At 61.4% G+C, this 23,988-nt stretch carries 22 protein-coding genes; 12 read left to right on the top strand and 10 right to left on the bottom strand.

The genetic code is table 11. The features are described 5' to 3' along the window. The first annotated feature begins 29 nt into the window (after positions 1–29). The 3 genes from ACO6TG_RS10085 to ACO6TG_RS10075 all read left to right on the top strand — a co-directional run bounded on the left by ACO6TG_RS10085 (position 30) and on the right by ACO6TG_RS10075 (position 4,487). Positions 30–1,397 (top strand): glutamine synthetase family protein, encoded by a 1,368-nt coding sequence (locus ACO6TG_RS10085; RefSeq protein WP_422378057.1) that lies wholly within the window; start codon positions 30–32, stop codon positions 1,395–1,397. Positions 1,398–1,628: 231 nt separating this feature from the next. Next, positions 1,629–3,017, top strand: coding sequence for an aldehyde dehydrogenase family protein (locus tag ACO6TG_RS10080; RefSeq protein WP_422378056.1), 1,389 nt, complete (start codon positions 1,629–1,631; stop codon positions 3,015–3,017). 306 nt (positions 3,018–3,323) lie between these two features. Further along, positions 3,324–4,487, top strand: coding sequence for an iron-containing alcohol dehydrogenase (locus ACO6TG_RS10075; RefSeq protein WP_422378055.1), 1,164 nt, complete (start codon positions 3,324–3,326; stop codon positions 4,485–4,487). A gap of 152 nt (positions 4,488–4,639) precedes the next feature. Here ACO6TG_RS10075 and ACO6TG_RS10070 read toward each other — a convergent pair whose 3' ends face one another. Both ACO6TG_RS10070 and ACO6TG_RS10065 read right to left on the bottom strand, forming a co-directional pair. Then, positions 4,640–5,191: a carbonic anhydrase gene (locus ACO6TG_RS10070; RefSeq protein WP_422378054.1), complete on the bottom strand. Its 552-nt coding sequence runs from the start codon at positions 5,189–5,191 to the stop codon at positions 4,640–4,642. Positions 5,192–5,214: 23 nt separating this feature from the next. Beyond that, the gene (locus tag ACO6TG_RS10065) at positions 5,215–6,321 is read right to left on the bottom strand and encodes an NmrA family NAD(P)-binding protein (RefSeq protein ID WP_422378053.1); all 1,107 of its coding nucleotides are present in this window, start codon (positions 6,319–6,321) and stop codon (positions 5,215–5,217) included. A gap of 87 nt (positions 6,322–6,408) precedes the next feature. On the opposite strand from ACO6TG_RS10065, the gene ACO6TG_RS10060 reads away from it, so the two are divergent. Then, positions 6,409–6,987: a TetR/AcrR family transcriptional regulator gene (locus ACO6TG_RS10060; RefSeq protein WP_422378052.1), complete on the top strand. Its 579-nt coding sequence runs from the start codon at positions 6,409–6,411 to the stop codon at positions 6,985–6,987. An 86-nt stretch (positions 6,988–7,073) separates the two neighbouring features. Here ACO6TG_RS10060 and ACO6TG_RS10055 read toward each other — a convergent pair whose 3' ends face one another. Then, complete coding sequence (locus ACO6TG_RS10055) at positions 7,074–7,586, bottom strand: hypothetical protein (protein WP_422378051.1); 513 nt, start codon at positions 7,584–7,586, stop codon at positions 7,074–7,076. A 113-nt stretch (positions 7,587–7,699) separates the two neighbouring features. Beyond that, positions 7,700–9,286, bottom strand: coding sequence for an RNA repair transcriptional activator RtcR (rtcR, locus tag ACO6TG_RS10050; protein ID WP_422378864.1), 1,587 nt, complete (start codon positions 9,284–9,286; stop codon positions 7,700–7,702). A 206-nt stretch (positions 9,287–9,492) separates the two neighbouring features. Between rtcR and ACO6TG_RS10045 the strand changes: the two genes are divergently transcribed. The 3 genes from ACO6TG_RS10045 to ACO6TG_RS10035 all read left to right on the top strand — a co-directional run bounded on the left by ACO6TG_RS10045 (position 9,493) and on the right by ACO6TG_RS10035 (position 14,712). Then, positions 9,493–11,067, top strand: a complete 1,575-nt coding sequence (locus tag ACO6TG_RS10045; protein ID WP_422378050.1) for a vWA domain-containing protein — start codon at positions 9,493–9,495, stop codon at positions 11,065–11,067. Positions 11,068–12,144: 1,077 nt separating this feature from the next. After that, positions 12,145–13,545 (top strand): RtcB family protein, encoded by a 1,401-nt coding sequence (locus tag ACO6TG_RS10040; protein WP_422378863.1) that lies wholly within the window; start codon positions 12,145–12,147, stop codon positions 13,543–13,545. A gap of 288 nt (positions 13,546–13,833) precedes the next feature. Beyond that, positions 13,834–14,712 (top strand): PhzF family phenazine biosynthesis protein, encoded by an 879-nt coding sequence (locus ACO6TG_RS10035; RefSeq protein ID WP_422378049.1) that lies wholly within the window; start codon positions 13,834–13,836, stop codon positions 14,710–14,712. Between the two features lie 88 nt (positions 14,713–14,800). On the opposite strand, the gene ppk2 is transcribed toward ACO6TG_RS10035, so the two are convergent. The 5 genes from ppk2 to ACO6TG_RS10010 all read right to left on the bottom strand — a co-directional run bounded on the left by ppk2 (position 14,801) and on the right by ACO6TG_RS10010 (position 18,656). Further along, positions 14,801–15,880, bottom strand: a complete 1,080-nt coding sequence (gene ppk2 / locus ACO6TG_RS10030; protein ID WP_422378048.1) for a polyphosphate kinase 2 — start codon at positions 15,878–15,880, stop codon at positions 14,801–14,803. A 309-nt stretch (positions 15,881–16,189) separates the two neighbouring features. Next, positions 16,190–16,666, bottom strand: a complete 477-nt coding sequence (locus ACO6TG_RS10025) for a DUF6505 family protein (protein WP_422378047.1) — start codon at positions 16,664–16,666, stop codon at positions 16,190–16,192. 4 nt (positions 16,667–16,670) lie between these two features. Continuing rightward, positions 16,671–17,372, bottom strand: coding sequence for a DUF4444 domain-containing protein (locus tag ACO6TG_RS10020; RefSeq protein ID WP_422378046.1), 702 nt, complete (start codon positions 17,370–17,372; stop codon positions 16,671–16,673). Further along, positions 17,369–18,460, bottom strand: coding sequence for a P-loop NTPase (locus tag ACO6TG_RS10015; protein ID WP_422378045.1), 1,092 nt, complete (start codon positions 18,458–18,460; stop codon positions 17,369–17,371). Before ACO6TG_RS10015 ends, ACO6TG_RS10020 begins: the two co-directional genes overlap by 4 nt. Before the next feature lie 7 nt (positions 18,461–18,467). Then, positions 18,468–18,656: a DUF6494 family protein gene (locus ACO6TG_RS10010; RefSeq protein WP_094072257.1), complete on the bottom strand. Its 189-nt coding sequence runs from the start codon at positions 18,654–18,656 to the stop codon at positions 18,468–18,470. Positions 18,657–18,863: 207 nt separating this feature from the next. Between ACO6TG_RS10010 and ACO6TG_RS10005 the strand changes: the two genes are divergently transcribed. Next, positions 18,864–19,514, top strand: coding sequence for a hypothetical protein (locus ACO6TG_RS10005; RefSeq protein WP_422378044.1), 651 nt, complete (start codon positions 18,864–18,866; stop codon positions 19,512–19,514). Between the two features lie 16 nt (positions 19,515–19,530). On the opposite strand, the gene ACO6TG_RS10000 is transcribed toward ACO6TG_RS10005, so the two are convergent. Then, positions 19,531–21,495 carry a 4Fe-4S binding protein gene (locus ACO6TG_RS10000; RefSeq protein WP_422378043.1) on the bottom strand — a complete coding sequence of 655 codons (1,965 nt, stop codon included), beginning with the start codon at positions 21,493–21,495 and terminating at the stop codon, positions 19,531–19,533. A 204-nt stretch (positions 21,496–21,699) separates the two neighbouring features. Here ACO6TG_RS10000 and ACO6TG_RS09995 point away from each other — a divergent pair, with 204 nt between their 5' ends. From ACO6TG_RS09995 to ACO6TG_RS09980, 4 genes are all read left to right on the top strand, one after another. Next, a complete protein-coding gene (locus ACO6TG_RS09995; protein ID WP_247646289.1) occupies positions 21,700–22,269 on the top strand; it encodes a DUF3305 domain-containing protein in 570 nt (189 codons plus the stop codon). Continuing rightward, entirely contained in the window at positions 22,266–22,949 is a 684-nt protein-coding gene (locus ACO6TG_RS09990; RefSeq protein WP_422378042.1) for a DUF3306 domain-containing protein, read from the top strand. The genes ACO6TG_RS09995 and ACO6TG_RS09990 overlap by 4 nt, the downstream gene beginning before the upstream one ends. Positions 22,950–23,033: 84 nt before the next feature. After that, on the top strand, positions 23,034–23,642 hold the full coding sequence (locus ACO6TG_RS09985) for a TorD/DmsD family molecular chaperone (protein WP_422378041.1): 609 nt from the start codon (positions 23,034–23,036) through the stop codon (positions 23,640–23,642). 58 nt (positions 23,643–23,700) lie between these two features. Beyond that, positions 23,701–23,901 (top strand): twin-arginine translocation pathway signal protein, encoded by a 201-nt coding sequence (locus ACO6TG_RS09980; RefSeq protein ID WP_094072253.1) that lies wholly within the window; start codon positions 23,701–23,703, stop codon positions 23,899–23,901. Positions 23,902–23,988: the final 87 nt, after the last annotated feature.

Here is a 23,988-nt window from a genome sequence, read left to right as displayed (position 1 = left end):
ACGCGGGCCAAGAAACGGACACGCTGAAAATGCCTGGCAACCTGACCTTCGACGGATTGAAGTCGCTCGTTTCCTCAGGAGAGATCGATACGGTGCTCGCCTGTATCGTCGATATGCAGGGACGGCTGATGGGCAAGCGTTTCCACGCCCAGCACTTTGTCGACAGCGCCTATGAAGAGACCCATTGCTGCAACTACCTGCTGGCAACCGACCTGGAGATGTACACGGTCGAGGGGTATGCGGCGACGAGCTGGTCGGGCGGCTATGGCGACTATGTGATGAAGCCGGACCTGTCGACGCTGCGCCTGGTGCCCTGGCTGGACGGCACCGCCATGGTGCTGTGCGATGTGCAGGATCACCATACACACGCGGACGTGCCGCATTCGCCGCGGGCGATGCTGAAGGCCCAGGTGGCCAAACTGGCCGAATTGGGCCTGACGCCGATCATGGCGACCGAGCTGGAATTCTTCCTGTTCGAGAAAAGCTATGACGACATGCGCAAGGGCGGCTTCCGTGACATGGAGCCGATCTCCGGCTACAACGAGGATTACCACATCCTGCAGACGACCAAGGAAGAGGACGTCATGCGCCCGGTGCGCAACGGCCTCTATGCGGCCGGGGTCCCGGTGGAAAACACCAAGGGTGAGGCCGAAACCGGTCAGGAAGAGCTCAACATCCGCTATGCGCCGGCGCTCGACACGGCCGAGTATCACACCATCGCCAAGCAGGCAGTGAAGGAAATCGCCTGGGCCAAGGGCCGTTCGGCGTCCTTCCTGGCCAAGTGGCATCATGACAAGGTCGGGTCATCCTCTCATGTGCACCAGTCCCTGTTCGACAAGAACGGCAACAATGTCTTCTGCGATGCCGATGGCCAGTACGGCATGTCGGAGACGATGCGCCACTACCTTGCCGGCCTGATCAAATACGCACCGGATTACACTTATTTCCTGGCGCCCTACATCAACAGCTACAAGCGTTTCCAGAAGGGCACCTTCGCACCGACCAAGACCGTCTGGTCGGTCGACAACCGCACCGCCGGTTTCCGCCTCTGCGGCGAGGGCACCAAGGGGCTGCGCATCGAATGCCGCATCGGCGGCTCCGATCTCAATCCCTACCTCGCGCTTGCGGTCCAGATCGCAGCCGGTCTGAAGGGGATCGAGGAAAAACTAACCCTCGATCCGCCGACCACCGGGGATGTCTACGAGGCCAAGCGCGCCAGGGAAATTCCGCAGACGCTGCGCGAAGCCCGTGAAACCTTGCGCAAGTCCAAGTTCCTGCGCGAAGCCTTCTCCGACGCGGTGATCGATCACTATGCGCGGGCCGCGGAATGGGAGCTGGAGGAATTCGATCGGGTGGTCACCGATTATGAGATTGCCCGCGGCTTCGAGCGGGCGTAAAGGGCGAAGACGGAACAGAAGGCGCACGACACGCCACAGCCTCATCCTGAGGAGGGCCGAATGGCCCGTCTCGAAGGATGGGCGGCACACGCAGAACAAGCGGCCCATCCTTCGAGACGCCGCTGCGCGGCTCCTCAGGATGAGGGTGGTGGGTAAGCGGCCGGACTGGAAATCAAAGAGCCAACCACTTTTGAAGACGCCGCCCGGAAGAGGCGGGTTTGAGAGGTTCAAATGTCAGATGTGATCAAACTGATTTCGCCGATCGACGGCTCGGTCTATGCCGAGCGTCCGGCGCTGGACGAGACCGCCGTCGACCGCGTGGTCACCGCGGCGCGTGCGGCCCAGCCAGGCTGGGCGGCCCTGCCGGTTGCCGAGCGGGTGGCCTATTGCGAAAAGGCTCTGGAAGCCCTGAAGGCAATGAATGACGACGTCGTTCAGGAACTTGCCTGGCAGATGGGCCGTCCGGTCCGTTTCGGCGGCGAACTCGGTGGCACCATTGAGCGGACCGAATATTGCGCGCGCACCGCGGCCGAAGCTCTGGCCGACATCGAGCGCACCGACAAAGCCGGCTTCAAGCGGTACCTGAAGCGCGTGCCGCTCGGCATCGTCATGGTCATCGCGCCCTGGAACTATCCGTTCATGACGGCGATCAACACCATCATGCCGGCGCTGATGGCCGGCAACGTGATTGTGCTGAAGCATGCCGCGCAGACGCTGCTGGTCGGTGAGCGCCTCGCCAAGGCTTTCGAGATTGCAGGCCTGCCGAAAGGTGTCTTCCAGAATATCGTTCTGACCCATGCAGGCACGGAAAAGCTGCTTGGAGCCGGCCTGATCGATCATGTCAATTTCACCGGATCCGTCGGCGGCGGCCGCGCCATTGAAAAGGCCCTGGCCGGCACCTTCGCCACGGTGGGGCTTGAGCTGGGCGGCAAGGACCCGGCCTATGTCCGGGCCGATGCCGACCTGAACTATGCGGTCGAGAACCTTGTTGACGGTGCCTTCTACAATGCCGGTCAGTGCTGCTGCGGCATAGAGCGCGTCTATGTGCATGAAAGCCTTTATGACCGGTTCGTCGAGGGCTTTGTTGACCTGACCAGCCAGTACAAGCTCGGCAATCCGCTGGACGAGGCAACCACCCTCGGCCCGATGGCCCAGGCCCGTTTTGCCGCCTGGGTGCGCGAGCAAACCGAAGAGGCCCTGCGCAAGGGCGCGAAAGCCCATATCGACACGTCCAGTTTCGAGGCGGATGCCGCAGGCACGCCTTATCTGGCGCCTCAGGTCCTGACCGACGTCAATCACCAGATGTCGGTGATGCGTGAAGAAAGCTTCGGTCCGGTGGTCGGCATCATGAAGGTGAAGGACGACGAAGAAGCGCTGCAGTTCATGAATGACAGCCCCTATGGTCTGACGGCCTCGATCTGGACCGAAGATGTCGCCGCAGCAGCGGAGATCGGCGATCGGATCGAAACCGGCACCGTCTTCATGAACCGCTGCGACTATCTCGATCCGGCGCTTGTCTGGACGGGCGTGAAGGACACCGGCAAGGGCGCGGCCCTTTCCGAGATCGGGTTTCATAACCTGACAAGGCCGAAGTCGTTCCACTTCCGCGTGGAACACTGAAGCGGCGCAGAACTGTAACCGGGGCAAGTTCAGCATTCTGTAAGGCGAATAGACCTCAGCAACTGGACTTGCTCCACTCTCCCCCCTGGAGGGGGAGATGTCTCCGTCAGGAGACAGAGGGGGGGACAGCCTCTCCTCCTACGCTGATTTTGAGATTGCAGCACGTCCAGCCCCCCCCTCTTTCCGCTAACGCGGACATCTCCCCCTCCAGGGGGGAGAGGGGAGCAAGCGGAGGTGTTGTTCGGAATACCAGCACCTGCAAAGTGGGTGTTCTACAAAACAGACGATCAAACCAACGAGACGACCATGAGCTCACTTCCTTCCGTCAACTGGTCCTATCCGACCTCCGTCCGTTTCGGCGTCGGCCGCATCAAGGAACTGCCTGATGCGGTGAAAGCGTCCGGCATGACCAATCCGCTGCTGGTGACCGACCCGGGCCTTGCCGGCCTGCCGATGGTGGCCGAAGCGATCGAGAGCCTGAAGGCCGCCGGGCTCCAGGCCGCCGTCTTTTCCGACGTCAAGCCGAACCCGGTCGACAGCAACATCAATGCGGGTGTCGCCGCTTTCAAGGCAGGCGGTCATGATGGCGTTATCGCCTTCGGCGGCGGGTCAGGTCTTGATGCGGGCAAGCTGATTGCCTTCATGTCCGGTCAATCCCGGCCGATCTGGGATTTTGAAGACATCGGCGACTGGTGGACCCGCGCCGACCCGGCCGGTATTGCGCCGATCGTTGCCGTCCCGACAACGGCGGGCACCGGTTCGGAAGTCGGCCGCGCCGGCGTTGTCACCAATGAGGCGACCCACACGAAGAAAGTGATCTTCCATCCGAAGATGCTGCCTGAAACCGTCATCTGCGATCCGGAGCTGACAGTCGGCATGCCGCGCTTCATCACGGTCGGCACCGGCATGGACGCGCTCGCCCATTGCCTGGAGGCTTATTCCGCTCCGATGTATCATCCGATGTCGGAAGGCATCGCGTTGGAAGGCATTCGGCTGGTGTTTGAAAACCTGCCGAAGGTTGCCGCCGATGGATCTGATCTTGAAGCACGCGGCCATCTGATGAGCGCAGCGGCCATGGGCGCCGTTGCCTTCCAGAAGGGCCTTGGCGCGATCCACTCGCTGTCGCATCCGGTCGGAGCGCTCTATGACACCCATCATGGCATGACCAACGCGGTCTTCATGCCTTATGTGCTGCAGTTCAACCGGTCGGCGATCGAGCAGAAATTCGAGCGCCTGGCTGGATTTCTCGGCATTGCCGGTGGTTACCAGGGCGTGCTTGATGCGATCCTGAAGCTGCGCGCGGATCTCGATGTGCCGCATACGCTTGGCGGACTGAATGTCGATGATGGCAAACGCGAGCTGATCGCGGAGATGGCTATCGTCGACCCGACCGCAGGCGGCAATCCGGTAGAACTCACCAAGGATGGCGCTCTGGAGATCTTCGACAAGGCGCAGGCCGGAACAGTCTGACGCCCAGGGTTTCCTGTTGGCAGAAGAGGCGCATCATCTGGTGCGCCTCACCAGGCGTTCTGGCAACGTCGTCATTCCGGACGGTCTGCAGCGCAGCTGCATGGCCAGATCCGGAATAACCCACTGAGTGGGTGTGGGCCTCCCCGGAGCTGTCAGGCCGCCTTCGCTTCCTGGCGCAGATCAGCAAGTTTTGCCGGGGCGGCGATCTCCGACAGGCGGCCCGTTTTGACGTCATAAAGCACAGCCGAGACTGTGACGGAGCCGGGAATGCCCTTTGCATCCCTCAACCTTTCGACATCCCCTTTCAGGTCCAGCTCATGATCGGTAATGGCGGAGTCTGAAACATCGATGCCGAACTTCTCCATCAGCATTGCCTGCAGTTCAGGGTTGGCGAAATTCTCTGCTCCGCATTGGGTGTGCTGCATGAGGACGACATCGAAGGCCGGAGCACTGCCGTTCAACTTGCCGAGCATGGCGGAAAGAACAGTGATTTCCTCAATGACGGCACGCGTGGCGCGCCCGCCATTGTTGCGGATGATGACTGCTTCGCCGAGGTCCAGACCTAGCACGTGAGCCGGGTCGACCCGCGCATCGATACAGGTAACGATCATCATGTTGAGCGTGGGCAAGATCGGCAAGTCTGCCTTGTCGAAGCCTTCGGCAAATTGGGCATTACGCTCAAAAAGAACGGATGTGCTGGTCATAAAATTCTCCTTGTTTGAGTGGGTCAGGCGACCCGGGTTGCAAGAGTGGGGGCTTGGGTGAGGTCGTGGCTTTGGACCCAGTCCGGCGTTTCCTGCGCAAAACGCGGGGTTTCGAGGCGAACGTAGTCGCGGCTTGACTGAATGCGGTCGAGGTCGAGCGCCGGGGTCAGAGCGATCCTGGTAAAACCGAACAGGGCGCGGGCCGTCCGGGAGATGCTCCGGCGGAGTTCCGGACGTCTGGCGACCAGCCGGCGGGTGATGCTTTCAAAGGATTCCGGTGCACGGCCACCAACGTCTTCGACATGCCGCGTCGGCGCACTCACCGCAAAGGCGCCGCGCCGGTATTCTTCTGCGTAGATGGCGAGCTGGGAGACGGCAGCCTCGGAATAATTCGAGGGCGGCATTGCGCGCAGCGCCTTGGTCATCATCTTCTTCGAGATGTTCTGGTACCTGACCTTGCGACCGAGCGCGCGTCCCATGGCTGCAGCAATTTCGTCCGGCGACATCAAGTCCGGCCCGGTCGGGCGATAAGTCCTGCCTGCGTGACGGTCCGGATCGGCAAGCGCGGCAACGGCGACACGCGCGATATCCTCGTTGGAGGGCGGTGCGTTCTTCTTCTCATGGCCCGGGCCAAGCGGCATGGTGAAGAGGCCGAGATGGGCCGCCATGTCGATCACCATCAGATAGTTGTCGGCAAACCAGCCCGGATTGACAGAGGTGACCGTCATGTGTGGCGCCAGCCGGATCAGCGCGTCGGAGAGATAGACTTCCCGTGTGAAAAGGGACGGGTGTTCGGTGCTGCTCAGCCATTGGCCGAGTGTGACCACATGTTCCAGAGCGGCTTCATTGGCGGCGACCGTGAAGACCGCGTTGAAATGCAGCCCGTTCGGTGCGGTCGGGGCGCACTGATAGGCGCGCCGAACCCCTGCCATCGCCTTGCGCATGTCGGCAAGTGCATATTGATTGCCGACGAAGACTTCAGCCCCGGCGCGCTCCAGAAGGTCTGCGCGGTGATCTTGCCGTCGCAGGAATGCACGCACCGGGAATCCCTTTTCAAGCAGTTGCAAGGTGACGGGCAGACCGGTCTTTCCACCGGCGCTGGTGACGAGAATTTTCGGTTTTGAGGGCACGGGACACCTTTTAGATGATGGTTGTAATCTATAAATATAGATGATAGGTGAAATCTATATTGTCAAGCCCTGGAGAAAGGCGCCCCGATGCCGCGCATGTCAGAAGCTGAAAAGCAGAAGTCTCACAACAAGATACTGGAAGCTGCCGCGCGTATGCTGCGCGAGGAAGGCACCGACGCAACCAGCGTATCGGATGTGATGCAGGCGGCCGGGCTCACGCATGGCGGCTTCTATCGGCACTTCAGATCGAAGGACGAACTGGTCTCCGCAGCGTTCCGCAAGGCGGTGGATGATGTGCTGACGGAGATGGAGCAGGCACCGGACGACGCGCAAAAGACGAGGGCCCGACGCGACTATATCGACACCTATCTGTCAAAATGTCATGTCGACAATCGGGGAGACGGCTGCCCCCTGGCGGCTCTGGCAATCGATCTCAGCCGGGGCGAGGAGGCCGCGCGGCGTGACGGCTTGGCGGCGGTTGACCGTGTGTCGGCGCTTTTGAAAACCGGCGATGCAGCGGCTCAGGGGACGGCATTGCTGGCGCTCATGGTCGGCACGGTCACGCTGGCGCGCCTGGCGGAAAACGGCGAGGCCACCGAAGCCATCCTGGAGGCGGGACGAACGGGAGCGGATCTGCTTGAAAAGCAGTGGCCGGCGGCTGATTGACAGCGGGTCGCTCAATCGCACCAGGTAAAACACAAAAGCGCGCCACGAGGGCGCGCTGTTTGTTTGAGTGAAGTTGCTGCTGGAAATCAGGCGGCGTTCTGACGCTCGATCAGCTTCAGCATGGCGACCAGCACGATGCCGTAGAGCACATGGCCGACGAGGGCGACCCAGACGATGCCGGTGAAGTTCAGGAAGAACGGCAGACCGGCGAGGGAGGTGATGCCGCCAATGGCAAAGATCCAGAGACCGAAACCGTAGATCGCGGAGGGGACAAACCAGTGGGTGTCACCGACAACACGCTGCCAGAGCGGAGCGAAGATGAACATCCATCCGAGCGGATAGCCGATCAGACCGACCACGTAGAAGTGCACGAAGTAACCGGCAAAGGCGTTGTTGGGCAGGCCGAGACTGCCAAGCAGGCTCTGGGCAAGGCCATGGGGCGAGAGGTTGGCAAAGCCAAGGCCCGGGCTGAGGATCTGGCCCCAGAAGTCAAAGGCGATGGTGGCAAAAAAACCTGAGATGAACATCAGGCCGAGCGTGTTGAAATTGAGTGCCGGCAGTGAAACGGCCGGGCGTGTCTCCGAAGTGGTCATGGTCATGGTCGTCTCTCTTCCCAGATGAGAATGTCGTTGCAGCCCTGAAGTGGGAACGGAGGCGATCACATGGAAATAAAATGGCGCCGGCATTTTGTGACGAGTTTGTGAGTGACAGTTTATCGGTCGTTTTCGACGACATCCGGCCAGCTCAGGCCAAACCGGTCGAGATACTTCTTCAACCGGTCGGCGTCATTGCGGCTGGTCTTGGTGGCGCGGGAGGCGGCGAAGAGCACGCGGCCGGCTGCGCTCAGGGTGGGGCTCTTCCTGCACATGCGAACCACATAGGCCAGCTGGACCCGGTCGAACGGATCGACCTCCGAAAGGCGGTCCCCGATCAGTGTCTGCAGCAGTGCATCGTCCGGATTGATCTCCGCGCTCGACCATTGCCGTTCCAGGGCGTCGATTTCCTGGTCGACAAGGGCGAGTGTGATGCGTCCCCGGGGGGCCAGGGTGCACAGACGCTGCACGGACGCGCCGAGGTCGCGGAAGTTGCCGGGCCAGGCCGTGCCGGGCGATGTGGCAAAGTCCAGATATCGCGCCCTTGCATCGGCGTTGAAGCCGACCCGGTTGCCGAGCAGCCGTTCGGAACGGTTCAGCTCGAATTCGATGTTGGGTTCGATATCCTCGCGCCGCTCACTCAAGGACGGCAGGCGGAAGGTCCAGAGATTGAGCCTGGCATAGAGATCCGGCCGGAACTTTCCTTCGGACACCAGGTGACCGAGATTCTTGTTGGTGCCGGCGATCAGCTGGAACCGGCTGGTGATTTCATGATCAGAACCGAGCGGCAGGAACCGGCCGGTTTCAACCGCATGCAGGATCATGGCCTGTTCATCGAGCCCGAGTTCGTTGATCTCGTCCAGAAAAAGTACGCCGCCGTCTGCCTCACGCAGAAGGCCACGCCGGTCGGAGCTGCCGCTGCCGACAGCGCCCCTTCGATGGCCGAACAGGCTGGACATCGCGCGTTCGCCTTTCAGCGTGGCGCAGTTGACGTGAACAAGGCGCCCCTTCACGCGCCGCCGCTGCAGCTTGAGTTCGTAGATGCGTTCGGCGAGCTCACTTTTGCCGGTCCCCGTATCGCCGAGCAGCAGCAGAGGGGCATCGGAGTTGGTCGCGACCAGCTCGATGCGTTCGATCAGGCTGTTGAAGCCGGAGTTGCGCGTCTCGATACCTGCCTTCAGAAGCGCATTATATTCCTCGGCCACAAGGTCGAAGCGCTGCTGCAAGGCGTCGTAGCGGGAGAGATCCAGGTCGACAATATTGTAATTGCCGGTGACGTCATCCGCGTCGCGGGGCGGTGGCGAGGTCTGCACCAGTTTGGCCGGAACATGGCGGGATTCGGTCAGCAGAAACCAGCAGATCTGGGCCACATGGGTGCCGGTGGTCAGGTGGACAAAATAGTCCTCCCGATCCTCGTCGAAGCCGTAATCGCGGGCAAAGTCGAACAGCGCTCCATAGACTTCCTGAAAATCCCAAGGATCGCGCAGATCAACCTGTTGCAGCAGGACCTCGGTGGCCGGGCTGGCCTCCTCGATTTCGCGCTTCACGTGATGGGCGAGGCGGTGGAACGCCCTGTCGTGCAGCAGTTCCAGCCGGTGCACCGGAAAGGCACCGTGCTGGGTGACGGCAATGGACGGTCGCCAGCGGCGCTTCTTGCCGGCATCCAGTTGGGTGCCGAGAAAGCCGATGACCACGTTCTTTTTCAGATCGCTATTCAATTTTATAATTCCCTATCTGGTGGTATAGAAATATCCACTGTCATAAATGTCAATAAACAAAATAATCTATATAAATCAGCTCTTTATCTGATTTTGCATTTTTTGTTTTTGTCCGTCACGCCGACAGGCATTCTCCTTCTCGAAACGAACACGAGAGACACAGCTGCCCGGCAGCTGGGTCCGAGGAGCAGAAAATGGCGAACAAAATGCTTTTTGCCTCCCAGAGGGGGCGCCTTGCCAAAAAGGCCGATGCCAGGAACCTGGCTGGTGGCCGCGCCTATCTCTATGAGGATCGCCAGAAGCTTGCGCAACTGGCGGCGACCGGCTCCATCGGAGACCTGTTCTACCAGAGCGCCGAGATGGAACTGGACCAGGTGCTGGCGGCGGCGGGGGCCGTGCCGGATGTTTTCCTGGCCAGGACGGCGGTCTATGCCCGCCAGAAGGGTCACATGAAAGACCTGCCGGCCCTGCTGCTGGCCGTTCTTGCCTCCAGGGATACCGGGCTGTTTGCCCAGGCATTTCCGATGGTCGTGACCGACGGCAAGATGCTGCGCAACTTCGTGCAGATCATGCGGTCCGGTCAGACCGGGCGTAAGTCTCTGGGAACCCGGCCGAAGGCCCTGGTGCGTGCCTGGTTGAACACGGCCAGCACCTATCAGCTGCTTCAGGCCAGCATCGGCAATGACCCGTCCCTGGCGGATGTCATCAAGATGGTGCACCCCAAGCCGCGCGATCAGGAGCGGGAAGCCCTGTTTGCCTGGCTGATCGGAAAGCCGTGCGATGTGGAGAAGCTGCCGGTTGAAGTGCGTGACTATGTAGCCTTCAAGGAAAACCCAAAGGGCCGCAGGGTCCCGGACGTGCCGTTCCAGATGCTGACGCACCTGCCGCTCACCCGGGAAGACTGGACCGCGCTGGCAGAGCGCGGAAGCTGGACCATGGTGCGCATGAACCTGAACACCTTCCTGCGTCACGGCGTCTTCGAAGGTGGGCGGTTCTTCAAGGCCAAGGCAGTTGGGATGGTGGCCAATATCCTGAGGGATCCGAAGCGGATCAGGAAGGCGCGGGTGTTCCCGTATCAGCTGCTGACGGCCTACCAGGCCCTGTCGGGCGAGATGCCGGCCGAAATCCGCGAGGCCCTGCACGATGCGATGGAAATCTCCGTTGCCAACGTGCCGGCCTTCAAGGGACAGGTTGTCGTCTGCCCCGATGTCTCCGGGTCCATGGTGTCGCCGGTGACCGGCTACAGGAAGGGAGCGACCACGGTGACGCGCTGCGTCGATGTTGCCGCGCTGATCTCGGCCGCCGTCCTGAGGCGTAACCGCGGCGCGACCGTGCTGCCGTTCGAGGTGGATGTCCGCGAGGTCAAGCTGACTGCGCGTGACACGATCCTGACCAATGCCCAAAAGCTCACCGAGCAATGGGGCGGCGGAACGAACTGTGCAGCGCCGCTGACCTGGCTGAACAGGAAGGGCCGTGCGCCGGACCTTGTCATCCTGGTCTCGGACAACCAGTCCTGGGCCGGTGTTCACCGGGGTGCGTCCACGGGCGTGATGCGGGAATGGGAGAAGCTGAAAAGGCGGAACCCGGACGCCAAGCTGGTGTGCATCGATATCGCGCCTTACGGCACGGCGCAGGCGGTTTCCAGGCCGGACATCCTCAATGTCGGAGGCTTCTCCGACGCGGTGTTCGACCAGATCGCGGCTTTTGCCGAAGACCGAATGAATGTGGACCAGTGGGTCGGCGAGATCGAAGCGATCGAGCTGACCTGACACAAGCAATGACGCGGCGGGCAATCCGCCCGCCGCGTACACCGGAAGATACAGGCGAATGCCGAAGGAACTACATTGCTCCACCATGGGATCAGTCCGAGTGGGTTCGACTCCCCTCCTTGCAGGCGCTCTTAGGCTCGAGCGGGACCCCCGATGTTTCTTCAAACTTGTCGCCTGGATTTCCCGGGAGATTTCAAACCGTGGCGGATGCCGATGGAACTACATCCACACCGGAGACGCGTGGGTCGGGCCACGCCATCGCGAACCTGCGATGTCGTCCAGCGAGGAAGGACACCGGCGCTTGTTTCATCACCACCTTGCCGCCATCCAATTTAAACCGGTCAGGGCGAATGCCTGCAGAACTACATCGACTATGAATCGCCAGGTTGCGGGTTCGAATCCCGCCGCCGCAACCACTTCATGCGGCGTAGCTCAATCGGATAGAGCAGGAACGTTTTGCACCCACCTTGTCGCCCTGACCGGACCGACATGACGACTGGACCCGCGGCGCAGGCCGCACAAAGGAGACAGGACAGATAGTATTCACGGCGGATGCCGGCAGGACTACAGCTTTGGAACTCGCCGTCTTGTCACAAACTTGCCGCCACCTTTTCAGACCGCCGGTCAGGGCGGATGCCTGCAGAACTACATCACTGTTAATCGCCAGGTTGCGGGTTCAAGTCCCGCCGCTTTTTCGAAAGGAGAAGCGTAGCTCAATAGGAAGAGCAGGCGCCAAGTGTTCTGCACCTCCTTGCCGCCCTGACCGGCACTTTTGAAGTTACGGCAACTTGACCGCGGCTGTGCTGCGGTCTCGGGGATGCCGGCAGGATTACAGGTAGACGCACCCGGCAAGGCCGGGAGGGGCACGGTGAGCCGTCCCCGTGCCGGTTCAAATCCGGCCCGGAGCAATCCGGTGGCGGAAAGATCATCCTGCCAAACCTTGCCCCGCGACGCCTGGCGGATGCCGGCAGGACTACATTGGCCATTGCCGGTTCGAGCCCGGCCCGCACATATGCGGAAAGGTCTTGCTATCCCGCTTGCCGCCGGGCCCATTGGAAAGAAGAGACGAAGATGATTATGGAAACGGAAACCGAAAAACTCACCAGCGACATGCTGGCGACCTGGGGACACCTGCCGGGCAAGGCCTTCGGGGCTGCCCTGCGTGATGGGCAGGACGCGCTGGATCGCGGGGAATCGCTTGAGGCCGTGCGTCAGATGCTGGAAGCCTACAAACCGGCACCGACCCTGCCGCTGGCTGCCTCTGGCGAAAAGCCGTTCCACGTCAACCTGGATGCGGAAAGCGCGGACGAAAAGGCCAACCTGGAAGCGGTCCTGCATCACATGACCGAGCTGATGCGCACGCCGACCATCGAGGCGGGTGCCATCATGCCGGATGCCTGTCCGGCAGGCCCGCTCGGGACGATCCCGGTCGGCGGTGTGGTCGCGGCCCGCAACGCGATCCATCCGGGCATGCACAGCGCCGACATCTGCTGTTCAGTGATGATGACCGAGTTTCAGGACGCCGACCCGAAGGCGGTTCTGGACGCGGCCCAGTCCGTGACCCATTTTGGTGCCGGCGGCCGGCCGAACGGTCAGCGTTTCACCATGTCGACGAGCCTGTTCGACAAGTTCCGGGAGAACCGATTCCTGAGCAACCCGAAGATCCTGCGCATGGCGCAGGAGCATCTGGGCACGCATGGGGATGGCAACCACTTCCTGTTTGTCGGCGTATCGCGCAAGACCGGCAGGACCGCGATGGTCACCCACCACGGGTCTCGGGGGCCGGGTGCTGGGCTCTACAAGATCGGCATCAATGTCGCGGACAAGTTCCGCCGCAAGCTGTCGCCGAAAACGCTGAAGCAGAATGGCTGGATCCCGGCCGACAGCGAGGAAGGCGTCGCCTATTGGGAGGCCCTGCAGCTGATCCGCAAATGGACCAAGGCCAATCACAACGCCATTCACCAGGCAACGGTGGAGGTGAGCGGGGCGGCAGCCGGTGATCGGTTCTGGAACGAGCACAATTTCGTCTTCGAACGGGACGGGCTCTTCTATCACGGCAAGGGGGCGACCCCGGCCTGGGACGGATATGCGGCCGATGCCACGGGGCTGACGCTGATCCCGCTCAACATGGCCGAGCCGGTTCTGGTGGTGCGCGGCAAGGATGCGGGCCACGCACTCGGCTTCTCGCCGCATGGGGCGGGGCGCAACTATTCGCGCTCCGAGCACAAGCGCCGCTCTTCGGCGAGGACGCCGGAAGAAATGCTGAAGGCGGAAACGGACGGGCTCGACATCCGCTTCTTCGAGGACGGCATCGACATCTCCGAACTGCCGTCCGGCTACAAGAAGGCGGACGCGGTGGTCGCCCAGATCGAGAAATACGGCCTCGCCGACATCGAGGACTACATCGATCCCTATGGCTGCATCATGGCCGGCGACATGGAGCCGTTCTGGAAGAAAAGAAAGGACGCAAGGCGGTAAGCCGCCTTGCGTTGAAAAAAAGCCCGGGACGGATGCCGGCAGAACTACAAGTCCGCAGGTTCGGCTCCTGCCGCTGTGTCCCACCACGCAGCGTAGCTGAGCAGTTTAGCAAGTTCTGTCTTCCATTGCCATCCCGGCAGCGGAATGGAGCTGTTTCGCGACTGAAGTGGCAGAGGAACGAAGTTGCCAACGGGCAAACTGCATTCTCTGGAAAACGCGCCTCCGCAATTGCCTCTGCAGGCTTGCCATGATCGGATGGCGGTGTTGTCACCTGTCGTCGAGCCCATAATGGAAAGCCTGCCCGTCCGTCTTTATGCCGCCTTTGCCGCCGATGAAACCGGCGGCAATATGGGAGCGGTCGTCTTTGAAGACATGCCGCTCTGGCCGGCGGCCCGCCAGCGCATTGCGGCGGATCTTTGTGCGCCGACGACAGGCTTTGTCAGGGAGCTTTCCGACGGGCGCTATGAAACACGGTTCCATTCCACGCGCTCTGAAATGGATATGTGCGGCCATGTCACCCTGGCGATCTTTGTAGCCCTGAAAGAAGACGGCCGGATCGGCCCGGGCAGTTATATCCAGCAAACTGCTGCCGGTGAGATCGGCGTGGAGGTGACGTCGGATGGCGCCGTGACCCTGCACCAGCCGTTGCCCTCCTTCGACCGGAACGAGGTAATGCGGGAGGAGATTGCCCCGCTGCTCGGGCTGGAGCAGGACCTCGTCTGGCGCGTCACCGCGTCCTCGACGGCCCTGCGTCACGTCTTTGTCCAGTTGGCCGATCTGGAGACGCTTGCGTCGATCCGGCCCGATGACACCGCCTTGCGCGTTTTTTGCCGCGACCGGTCGATCGACACGATCGGTGTCTGGTGCCGACAGGCCTCCGGGCTCGGCAAGGCCAAGGTGCGCCTGCGCGATCTCTGCCACGGTGTCGGCGATCCGGAAGAGGCGGCGAGCGGCACCACCAACGGGGCGCTTGCCTGCGACATGTTCCGGTCCGAGAACCTGTTGCCGGGCGCCGGCGGAACAGCGGTCCTGGTGGCCGAACAGGGCTTTGAGATGGGTCGGCCGAGCATCGTGCGTACCGTGCTTGGCACTGCCGGTAGAGAGATCACAAGCGTCTCGGTCGGCGGATATGCGGCGCTGCGGATGAAGGGTGAGTTCTTGGTGTAGCAGGTGGGCGGCAAACGCGGCGCGCCGCGCAAAGAAAACCCGCCTGCCGGGCCGGCGGACGGGTTTGTCTCGATCAGGTCATGGCTGCTCAGGCGTTCGGGTGGGATCCGTCCCCGTTGCGCCGGCCCTTTGTGTCCGGGTGCAGGGTCTTGCCGAGGATATGGCTGTCCTTGCCGATGACATGCTGGCTGGAACCGACGATCAGCGGGTCCGGCTGACCGACAATGCGCCGGTCCTTGTCCGGATAAGGCAGGGCGTTCAGGAAATGCTCCATGCAGTTCAGGCGTGCGCGTTTCTTGTCGTCCGACTTGACGATGGTCCAGGGGGCATCCGCAGTGTCAGTGTAGAAGAACATGGCTTCCTTGGCTTCGGTATAGTCGTCCCACTTGTCGAGGGAAGCCATATCGATCGGCGACAATTTCCATTGCTTGAGCGGATCGGTCTTGCGCTGGTTGAAGCGGCGGCGCTGTTCCGACTGGGTCACGGAGAACCAGTATTTGAAAAGCAGGATGCCGTCGCGGGTCAGCATGCGTTCGATCTCGGGCGCCTGACGCATGAATTCCAGATATTGCGACGGAGAACAGAAGCCCATCACCCGCTCAACGCCCGCGCGGTTGTACCAGGACCGGTCGAAAAGGATCATCTGGCCTGCGGTCGGAAGATGTTCGATGTAGCGCTGGAAATACCACTGGCTCATCTCGCTTTCCGACGGTTTCTGCAGGGCGACCACGCTGGCACCGCGCGGGTTCAGATGTTCCATGAAGCGCTTGATCGTGCCACCCTTGCCGGCAGCATCACGGCCTTCAAACAGCAGGACCACACGTTTGCCCGAGTCCTGGATCCATTTCTGGGCTTTCAGGAGTTCCGCCTGCAGTTTCGCCTTGCGTTTTTCATAGGCCGCGCGACGCATCTTTGTGGCATAGGGATATTCACCGGTTTCAAAAACATTCTGGATGGCCTCGGTGGAGTGGCGCATCTCGGCGAGCACATGCCGGAGCTCGGCACCCGTTGGGTGGTGCTCTGCCGCATCGGGTTTGGTGCCCGCCTCATCCACGATTGCCACAGGCGCTTTCTTCTGCCGTGTTGCCGCTTTGGGTTTTGTTGTCTTGGGAGCCTGCGCCTTGCCGTTTGCGGGTTTGCGTGCAGATGCGGTTGCCTGTGATGCCATAAAGAATGCCTCCTCGTCTGAATTACCTAAGGTAACAGACAATCGTTTTGAAAGCATTGATACGTATCAACTTGCCAATTTGTCGCAGTGCTCAAATCGTGATTGGTGAATTTTCTATGAATTTACTTTTGTACGTGTTTTTACTACTTTGGCTTGTTTGTGATCGAACTTGAAAGAAGTGGCTCTTTCGAAATTCAAATAACGGCAGTCGTGGCTTCGGCGAGCCGGCACTCACGGGGACGTGTTCCGCGCCGGGGTTTGCTTAAGCGCGGTAACAACATGTCGGCCCTGAATGCAGTTCCGACGGGATCAGTGCTGGTCACCGTGCACGGCCACCATGTCGAGCTCTGCTTCCGGTGCCGCGATTGTCCGGAAACCTTCCCGGACGCCTTCCTCGGTCAATTCCCGCTGCACGGCCATCAGCGTGTTTTCCGGATGCTCTTCGCACAGATCGGCCATGTAACGCAGTTCTTCTTCCGCGACGCCTCTTGCCGCGTCGACGGAGGGGGCGCCGTACATGTCGACAAAATGCTGTGCCAGCCGGTCGACCAGTTGCCCGAATTCCGCTTCCTCGATCGGGGTGACGGCAACAAAGGTCACCCGTCCGAAGGTTTCGAGGCCCAGCCAGCCATTGGCAAAAGCCTGGCGGGCCTTGCCTTCCAGGTCGGCGTTCGACCAGTCGGAGAATTCAAAACCACCGGACAGGCACCATTCGCCGGTGCGGGCAGGGGAAAAGAAGACATTGCGGTCGCTGTCATCCAGGTGAATGGCGCGGGCGAGTTTCATGGGGTCAAACCTCCAGCCTGGTGGATAGCGGGATCAGATTGGTGTCGTTGCCCTGGCGAAGCAGCAGGCCAAAGGACTCGTCGACACCCACAAAGGTGCCCGTCCGGCCGTCAATCTCGACGGGCTCGCCGATATTCGGCACAAGCGCACGCCAGTCGTCATGAACGGGACGGGGGCCGTCTTCCAGCCAGCGGTTGATCCAGTAAAGGCTGTGGCGGACCCAGGCTTCCAGAAGCGCTTCGGCCGTGACATCCGCGCAGCCTTCTTCTGAAAGATAGGTGTGCGTCGGGTCGCTGCCGGGGTTGTCTTCCGGACTTGTCATGTCGAGTTCAAGGCCGATGACGAGCCAGTCGGGCTCGGCATCCGGCAGGACGGATGAGGCCTTGGCGCGCAGCCGTCCGCAGGTGGCGCCGTTGACCCTGACCCGGCCATCCCATTCAAGATGCACGGCGACTTCCGGCGGTGCAAGGGCGCCGAGGGCAGCCTGCAGTCCGAGACCGCAGACGGGCAGGGCGGTCATCGCCCGTTCCAGAGGTTGTTCCGGGGCAAAGATCAGACTGGCCCGCAGCTGTGATCCGTGAAGGTTATAGACCACCGTGCCCGCATCGGTGCCAGCAATGGCAAGCGCAATGGCCCTGTCGAACGGATCGGCCCGGCCAGTGAGCGGTTCGCCCTGAAAGAGCGGCGGGAACTGCGGTTCGCTCATGCATGCCCCTCCTCGACAAGGGTTTTGGCCAGCTGGCGGAAGACGCCGGCTTCCGGCGCGTCCGGCGTCTTGATCGCGATGGGCACACCGCCGTCGCCGGCCATCCTGATATTCAGATGCAGCGGCACTTCGGCCAGCAGCGGAACGCCGAGCTTTTCCGCTTCCGCGGCGACGCCGCCATGACCGAAAACGTGTTCCTCGTGACCGCATTTGGAGCAGATATGGGTCGACATGTTTTCGATCATGCCGATGATCGGCACCTGCATTTCGGTGAACATGCTGATGCCCTTGCGGGCATCAAGCAGGGCAACATCCTGCGGTGTCGACACGATGACGGCGCCGTCGACGACGAATTTCTGGCAAAGCGTCATCTGGACGTCACCGGTGCCGGGTGGCAGGTCAACGATCAGCACATCCAGCTTGCCCCACTGGACCTGGGCCATCATTTGTTGGAGCGCGCCCATCAGCATGGGGCCTCGCCAGACCACGGCTTCGTCCTCCCTGGTCATCAGTCCGATGGAGATAACGGTGACACCGTGATTGCGCAGCGGCAGGATCATCTGGCCGTCGGGGGATGTCGGCCGACCGGAAACTCCCAGCATTTTCGGTTGCGAGGGCCCATAGACATCAGCATCGAGCAGGCCGACCTTGCGGCCTTCTGCGGCAAGAGCGCATGCCAGGTTTGCCGCGACGGTCGATTTTCCGACGCCGCCCTTGCCGGAAGCCACTGCAATCACCCGGTCGATGCCGGGGACTTTCTGAGGTCCGGAGGTGCCGGGCGGCGCCGGGCGCTGTTTGATCGGCTGTGGTTCGGAGGGTTTTTTCGGAGCGGGCGCCTGGTCTGCATGGGCGGTCAGGGCAATCTGCACGCTGTCACAGCCGTCCAAGTTGCCCAGCTTTTTCTCCGCTTCGGCGGCCAGGGCCTCCATCTCGGCAACACGGCTGCCGTCGATCTCCATGACAAACCGGACTTCGCTGTCCGAAACGCGCAGCGCGCGCATCATGCCGGAGGCAACGATGTTCTCGCCCGTTGCCGGGTCGCTGACGGTTTTCAGGACGTCAAGAACGCTTTCGCGGCTTAGCGGCACTGTCGTCCTACCCCTCGATTTCGCCGGTGACGACATGTTCCATGCCGAGTTCCTCGATCGTGACAACCGCCTTGACCTTGAAGGTCTTGCCGTCCGCATTGTCCGCTTCGCGGACCGCTTTTTCGATCGCCTGCTGCGAGGTGACGCCCACCTGTTTCAGGAACTTGCGCATGGACATGTTGAAATCGTCGCTCATCTTATCCTCCCGTTGCAATTGTCAATGCATTGACGGCCTGGCGTTTCCGCTCCTACCCTAACGTCATCGACCGGCAACGTGAGGGAGGAGCGCGTGGGCTGTCGTCTTGTCTTCTTGTGGCTGTTGAGCTTGATGCTTTGCAGCGTAGTGCCCGGGACGGGCGCGGCACAATCCAAAAGCTTCCGGTTAAGTGCGCCGGAAGATCTGGTGAACAGCGGGTTTCTCAAGCACCTGCTGCCGCGGTTTTCTCTGAAAACGCAGATCCGGATCGAACTTGTGGACGAGGGCGCGCCGGCGGAAGCCGCATTGTCGGCAGGCGGCGCGGGCCAGCCCGTGTTCGAGGGACTAGACCGGATGTGGTCCCTGGCGGTTCTTGACGCGGACAATGTCCATCTCGCGCGCTTTACGGACTGGCTTGCCAGTGAGGTCGGCCAGAAAACCATCGGGTCCTTCCAGCCGGAGGGCAAACCCCTGTTCGTTGCCGCACTCGGCCAGCAGGTGGCAGTTGAAGCGGTGGTCTTGCCGGGAAACGCGCAGGAGGGGGAGAAGCTGTCCGTATTGCATTGCGGGCGTTGCCACATGGTCAACGAAGCCACGCGCATGTCAACGATCGGCTCGTCGCCTTCCTTTGCCGTGATGCGGTCCTTCTCGGATTGGCAGGCGCGCTTCGAGGCGTTTTTTGTGCTCAAGCCCCATCCGGCCTTCACCATCATTGACGGCGTCACGCCGCCCTTCGATATCAGCCGGCCGTCTCCGATCGCACCGGTGGAGATGACCCTGGAAGACCTTGAAGCCATTCTGGCATTCGTCTCCCAGATCCCTCCGGCGGATCTTGGCGCGCCAATCCAGTACCAGTGATTGCCTGCTACATCCGTCAATGATCGCGCCGCTTGCTGATATAGTCATCGGTGGTGCGCACGCGCGGCCGCTCGCCCATGGCGAATGGATTATTCTCCGAGTGGTAGACCGAATTGACCCGGCAGTCGTCGCACATCTGGATCAGTCTGGCGGCCTTGTTGTCCTTGAACATGGAGTGATTGCCGGCGAGTTTTTCCGTCATGCGTTCGACCATTGAGCGCACTCCGAACGGCTTGCCGCATTCAACGCAGTGGAACGGTTCTTCTTCCTTGAGTACCCGCGGACGCAGGGCTTCGTCGGCAAGATTGAGACGCGGTTCGAGGCTCAGAGCGCTTTCGGGGCAAATGTTGGTGCAGATGCCGCATTGCAGACAGGCATCTTCCTGGAAACGCAGTTGCGGTTGATCCGGATTTTCCTTGAGCGCACCGGATGGGCACAGGGAAACACAGGACAGGCAAAGCGTGCAGGCGTCCTGGTTGAGTGTGACAGAACCATAAGGGGCACCGGTGGGCAGGGACAGTAAGCTGCCTTCCGGATGGATCGCCTTTGCCGCAAGCCGTGTGATCTGGCGCCGCGTCCCGAGCGGCAGGATCGGTTGCTCGGTCAGCGCTGAGGCAGGTTCAAGGTAAAGGGCAGCCTCCAGCTGATCCGGATCGGTCGGCTCGATCACGGAAATGCGGTCCTGGCCGGCAAGCGTGTTGCCAAGCTCGACCTGGAAGGGAATGCCGTCGGTTTCCGTCGTCGGAGAGGCAAGCAGCGTGACTGAGCTGAAACCGGATGCCAGGGCGCCCAGGGCTTCGGCGTGGCCGAACCCGGCAAGACCGGGCATTTCCATCGGAATGACATCGGCCGGCAGGCCCTTGCCATAGCGGGCGCTCAAACGGATCAGGTCGGCGCCATGGCCACTGTCATGAACCAGAAGACGCGGGGCCGTGTCGCTCAGTTCGCGCCAACTGGAGGCAAGTGTCCTAAGGCGCTGAAAGGTATGGGCGACGGGCGGTGCATCATAGGAAATTGCCCCGGACGGGCAGGCCGCCGAACAGCTGCCGCAGCCGGCACAGATCATGGGATCCACGTCGACGTGGTCCCCTGCCGGTGTGATTGCCCCGGTCGGGCAGAGGTCGAGGCAGCGGCTGCAGCCGGTTTTCTGCGCGCGGGAATGGGCGCAAAGTGTTTCGTCCAGGCGAATGTGGATCGGTTTCTCGAAGGTGCCGATCAGCTGGGAGGCCTCCAGGACCGCGCGTCGAAAGGCGTCTGCGCTGCCGGGATCGGCGCGCAGATAGCCTTCGCGCTTCTCGGCGGCCGGAAAGAGCGGCTGGGTGTGGCGGATATCAAGAACAATATCGCATTCGGTCCGGCCGCCGTTTTTGGGCTCTGTCCAGGCGGGGGCGCCGCGGCCTCCCGGAATGCGCTCCTGCAGGGCATCGAAGGAGAGTTTGAACTGGCCCAGGGCACCCGTTGCCGACTTCAGGCGGCCACGCACGATGTCGAAGCGTCTGTCGTCGTTGACGGGAAGTTCGGCCTCGGGGGCGAGCAGCACGGTCACGCTGAGCGTGTTGCAGAGGTCCGCTGCTGCGGCAAGAGCAGGCTCGGTATCCCCCAGGATCAGGCAGGTGCCACCGGACGAGATGTCCAAGACCTTCTCGCCGGGATGCGGCAACAGGGCGTCGGCAATGAGTGCCGCCATCTTGGGCGTGGCCGAACTCGCATCTTCGGTCCAGCCGGCCCGGTCGCGAATGTCGACAAAAACCGGATCAGCGACATCCAACTCCGCCGCAAGGTCCTCAAATGCCTGCCGTTCCTGCTGGCAGGCAATGACGACATTGCCCGCCCTGAGTGCGTCTTCGGCAAACCCCGCTTCCTTCCGGCAAAGTTCGGTATGCACTTCCGAGCAGGTCAAACCGCTCGTATTTTCAATGGCTTCGGCATCGATCGCCTGAGACTTCAGGCAGTCACAAAGCAGCAGCTTTGTCTCCGTCATCTTGTGCGCGTCCTCTCCCCCGCTTGGATTTGTCGATGCCCTTCTCAGCCAGGCCTTTCGACGAATCCCACTCACCATAACAAGGGCGCAGCTTCACCTGCGTCAAGTTCGACTTCTGCGGGGCTTGAAATTTGTCGGACATGCGACAGCATAGGCAGGATAAGGAACTAAGTCCGGTTGCCGGATCTGGGAGGATGCTTGGCTGTGAATACGGAACGGACGCGGACCATGCCGCTTGGCGTCGTGGTCCGGCGCCTGCCCGGCGTGACCAAATGGCAGAAATTTTCGTGGCGCCCGGTCTCGGTCCTGCCGGGAGCGGGGCCGGCCGACTGGGCGGTGCTGCGCGAGGAAGGCGAGGCGGTTGAGTATCATGCCGCGACGGTGCCGCTCGAACTGCACAGGGCGGACACCGAAGCCTATCTGACGGCACTCTCCGACAAGGTCCCGTCTGTCTACGTGGTGCTGCGCCCGGTGGAGGAAATCGAAGCCGAAGTGCCTCTGGAAGTCGCCCTTGTGACGGCTTCCGCCTATGAGGGGCAGGACTATGCCGATTCCAGCGAGGTCCAGGTTGAGAAGATCCCGATGCCGCCTGGCCTGATTGCCTGGATCCGGGACTTTGTCGAGACCCATCATGAAGAAGAGATTTTCATCAAGCGCAAGCGTGACAAGAAACGCATCGACCTTGTCGAGGATGGTATCGGCGATCCACGTATCAAGCAGTTGAGCGACGTTTACCGGTCTCCCGGACGAAAGCCGAAGGACACGTTGCAGTGACGGGCGGCGACGACACACCTGGCGACTTCTGGTCCCGGCGCAAGGCAGCCGTCCGGGCCGCGCAGGAAGCCGAACAGGCTGAAAAGGCGGCCGAAGCCGTTGCCGGAGAGCGGTCGAGGCTGGAAGAGATGCCGGATGAGGAGATCCTGGAAGAGCTTGGTCTTCCGGATCCCGACAGCTTGAGCGAAAGCGATGACTTCAAGAGGTTTCTGGGTGCTGCTGTTCCGGAGCGCCTGCGCCGGCGCGCGCTCAGGCGGCTCTGGACCCTGAACCCGGTGCTGGCCAATCTTGATGGCCTTGTCGATTACGCTGAGGATTACACAGACGCGGCGACGGTGATCTCCGACATGCAGACCGTTTACCAGGTCGGCAAGGGCATGTTCGACAAGTTCGCAGAACTCACCGAAGCGGAGCCGAAGAGCGACCCGGACGCCCCGCCGGAGGTAGACAGTGCCGCGGTGGCGTCCGACGCAGAAAGTGTGCAGTGCAAAGATAATACTGCAACGCAAAACGATCTGGTTGAAAAAAGAAAAGCACTTTTTCAATTGACGCAAGGTGACGACCTCGTCCAATCTTCTGAAGAGGACGCGGTTACACTTGATTTGGAAGAATCTGCCCTAGATGAACAGGTAGATATCCCCCCGCCAAGAAAACGACGGCTTCGCTTCGACTATTCGTAATACTAAAGTCTATGTCGGGTCGAAATCGGTTTTACAACAACAGGGGTGGTACCCGTACCGCGCAGTGAGGGAGGAAGGCGGCGTATGTCCGCAGTGGTCAGGGAATTTGTGATTGACCCGGAAGATCAGGCCCGGGCAGACCTTTATGACTTTCTTGGAACTCTGTTGGCCGCACCCGCCGACGGGGTTCTGCTCGGTCAGATCGCGGCCCTCAAGGGCAGCGATACGCCGATCGGCCGATCGCTGGATGTTCTGGCCCGGATTGCACCGGTGACCGCACCGGAAACGGCGGAGCGGGAGTTCAATACCCTCTTCATCGGGCTCGGGCGTGGTGAACTGCTTCCTTATGCCAGTCACTATCTGACCGGTTTCCTCAATGAAAAACCGCTGGCCAACCTGCGTGCCGACATGATGTCGCGCGGGATCCAGCGCGCCGACGGTAAACACGAGCCGGAAGACAATATCGCATCGCTGATGGAAATGATGGCCGGCCTGATTACGGGCCGCTTCGGCTCCGTCACGCCGGTTGCGGGTCAGCGAGAATTCTTCAAGGCCCATATCGAGCCCTGGGCCGTTCACTTCTTCACCGATCTCGAGGCGACCAAGAGTTCCGTTTTTTACGGGGCGGTCGGCTCGTTGGGGCGGCAGTTCATGGAGGTCGAAGCCGAGGCTTTCGAAATGCTGCCCAACTAGAGCTTGCGTAGGCAATTTAGGCGGCTGGAGCCGCCGCAAGGAGAGGAGGATTGCTGCGATGAAACGACCCGAACAGGCGGAGCCCAAAGAGGGCACTGGCCGCCGGGATTTCCTGAAACTGGCCGCTCTTTCGGCGCCCGTTGCCGTGGCTGCGACAGCCGCAGGCGGGACCGCCGAAGCTGCGACCCCTGATCTGTCTTCGGACAAGATGCAGGACACGGCGCATACCCGCGCCTATTTCGACAGCGCCCGGTTCTGACCGGACGCCCTGAGCATCCCTTTTGCTGAAGTTCGCAGATCCGATGCTCGAAGACGTTGGACAGGATCAGTGACACGGCCGTCGGAC

Origin of the sequence: Roseibium sp. (assembly GCF_965233565.1) — a bacterium.
Classification (GTDB): domain Bacteria; phylum Pseudomonadota; class Alphaproteobacteria; order Rhizobiales; family Stappiaceae; genus Roseibium.
The sequence above is the reverse complement of the archived record's forward strand: the minus strand, read 5'-3'. Positions and strand labels throughout refer to the sequence as shown.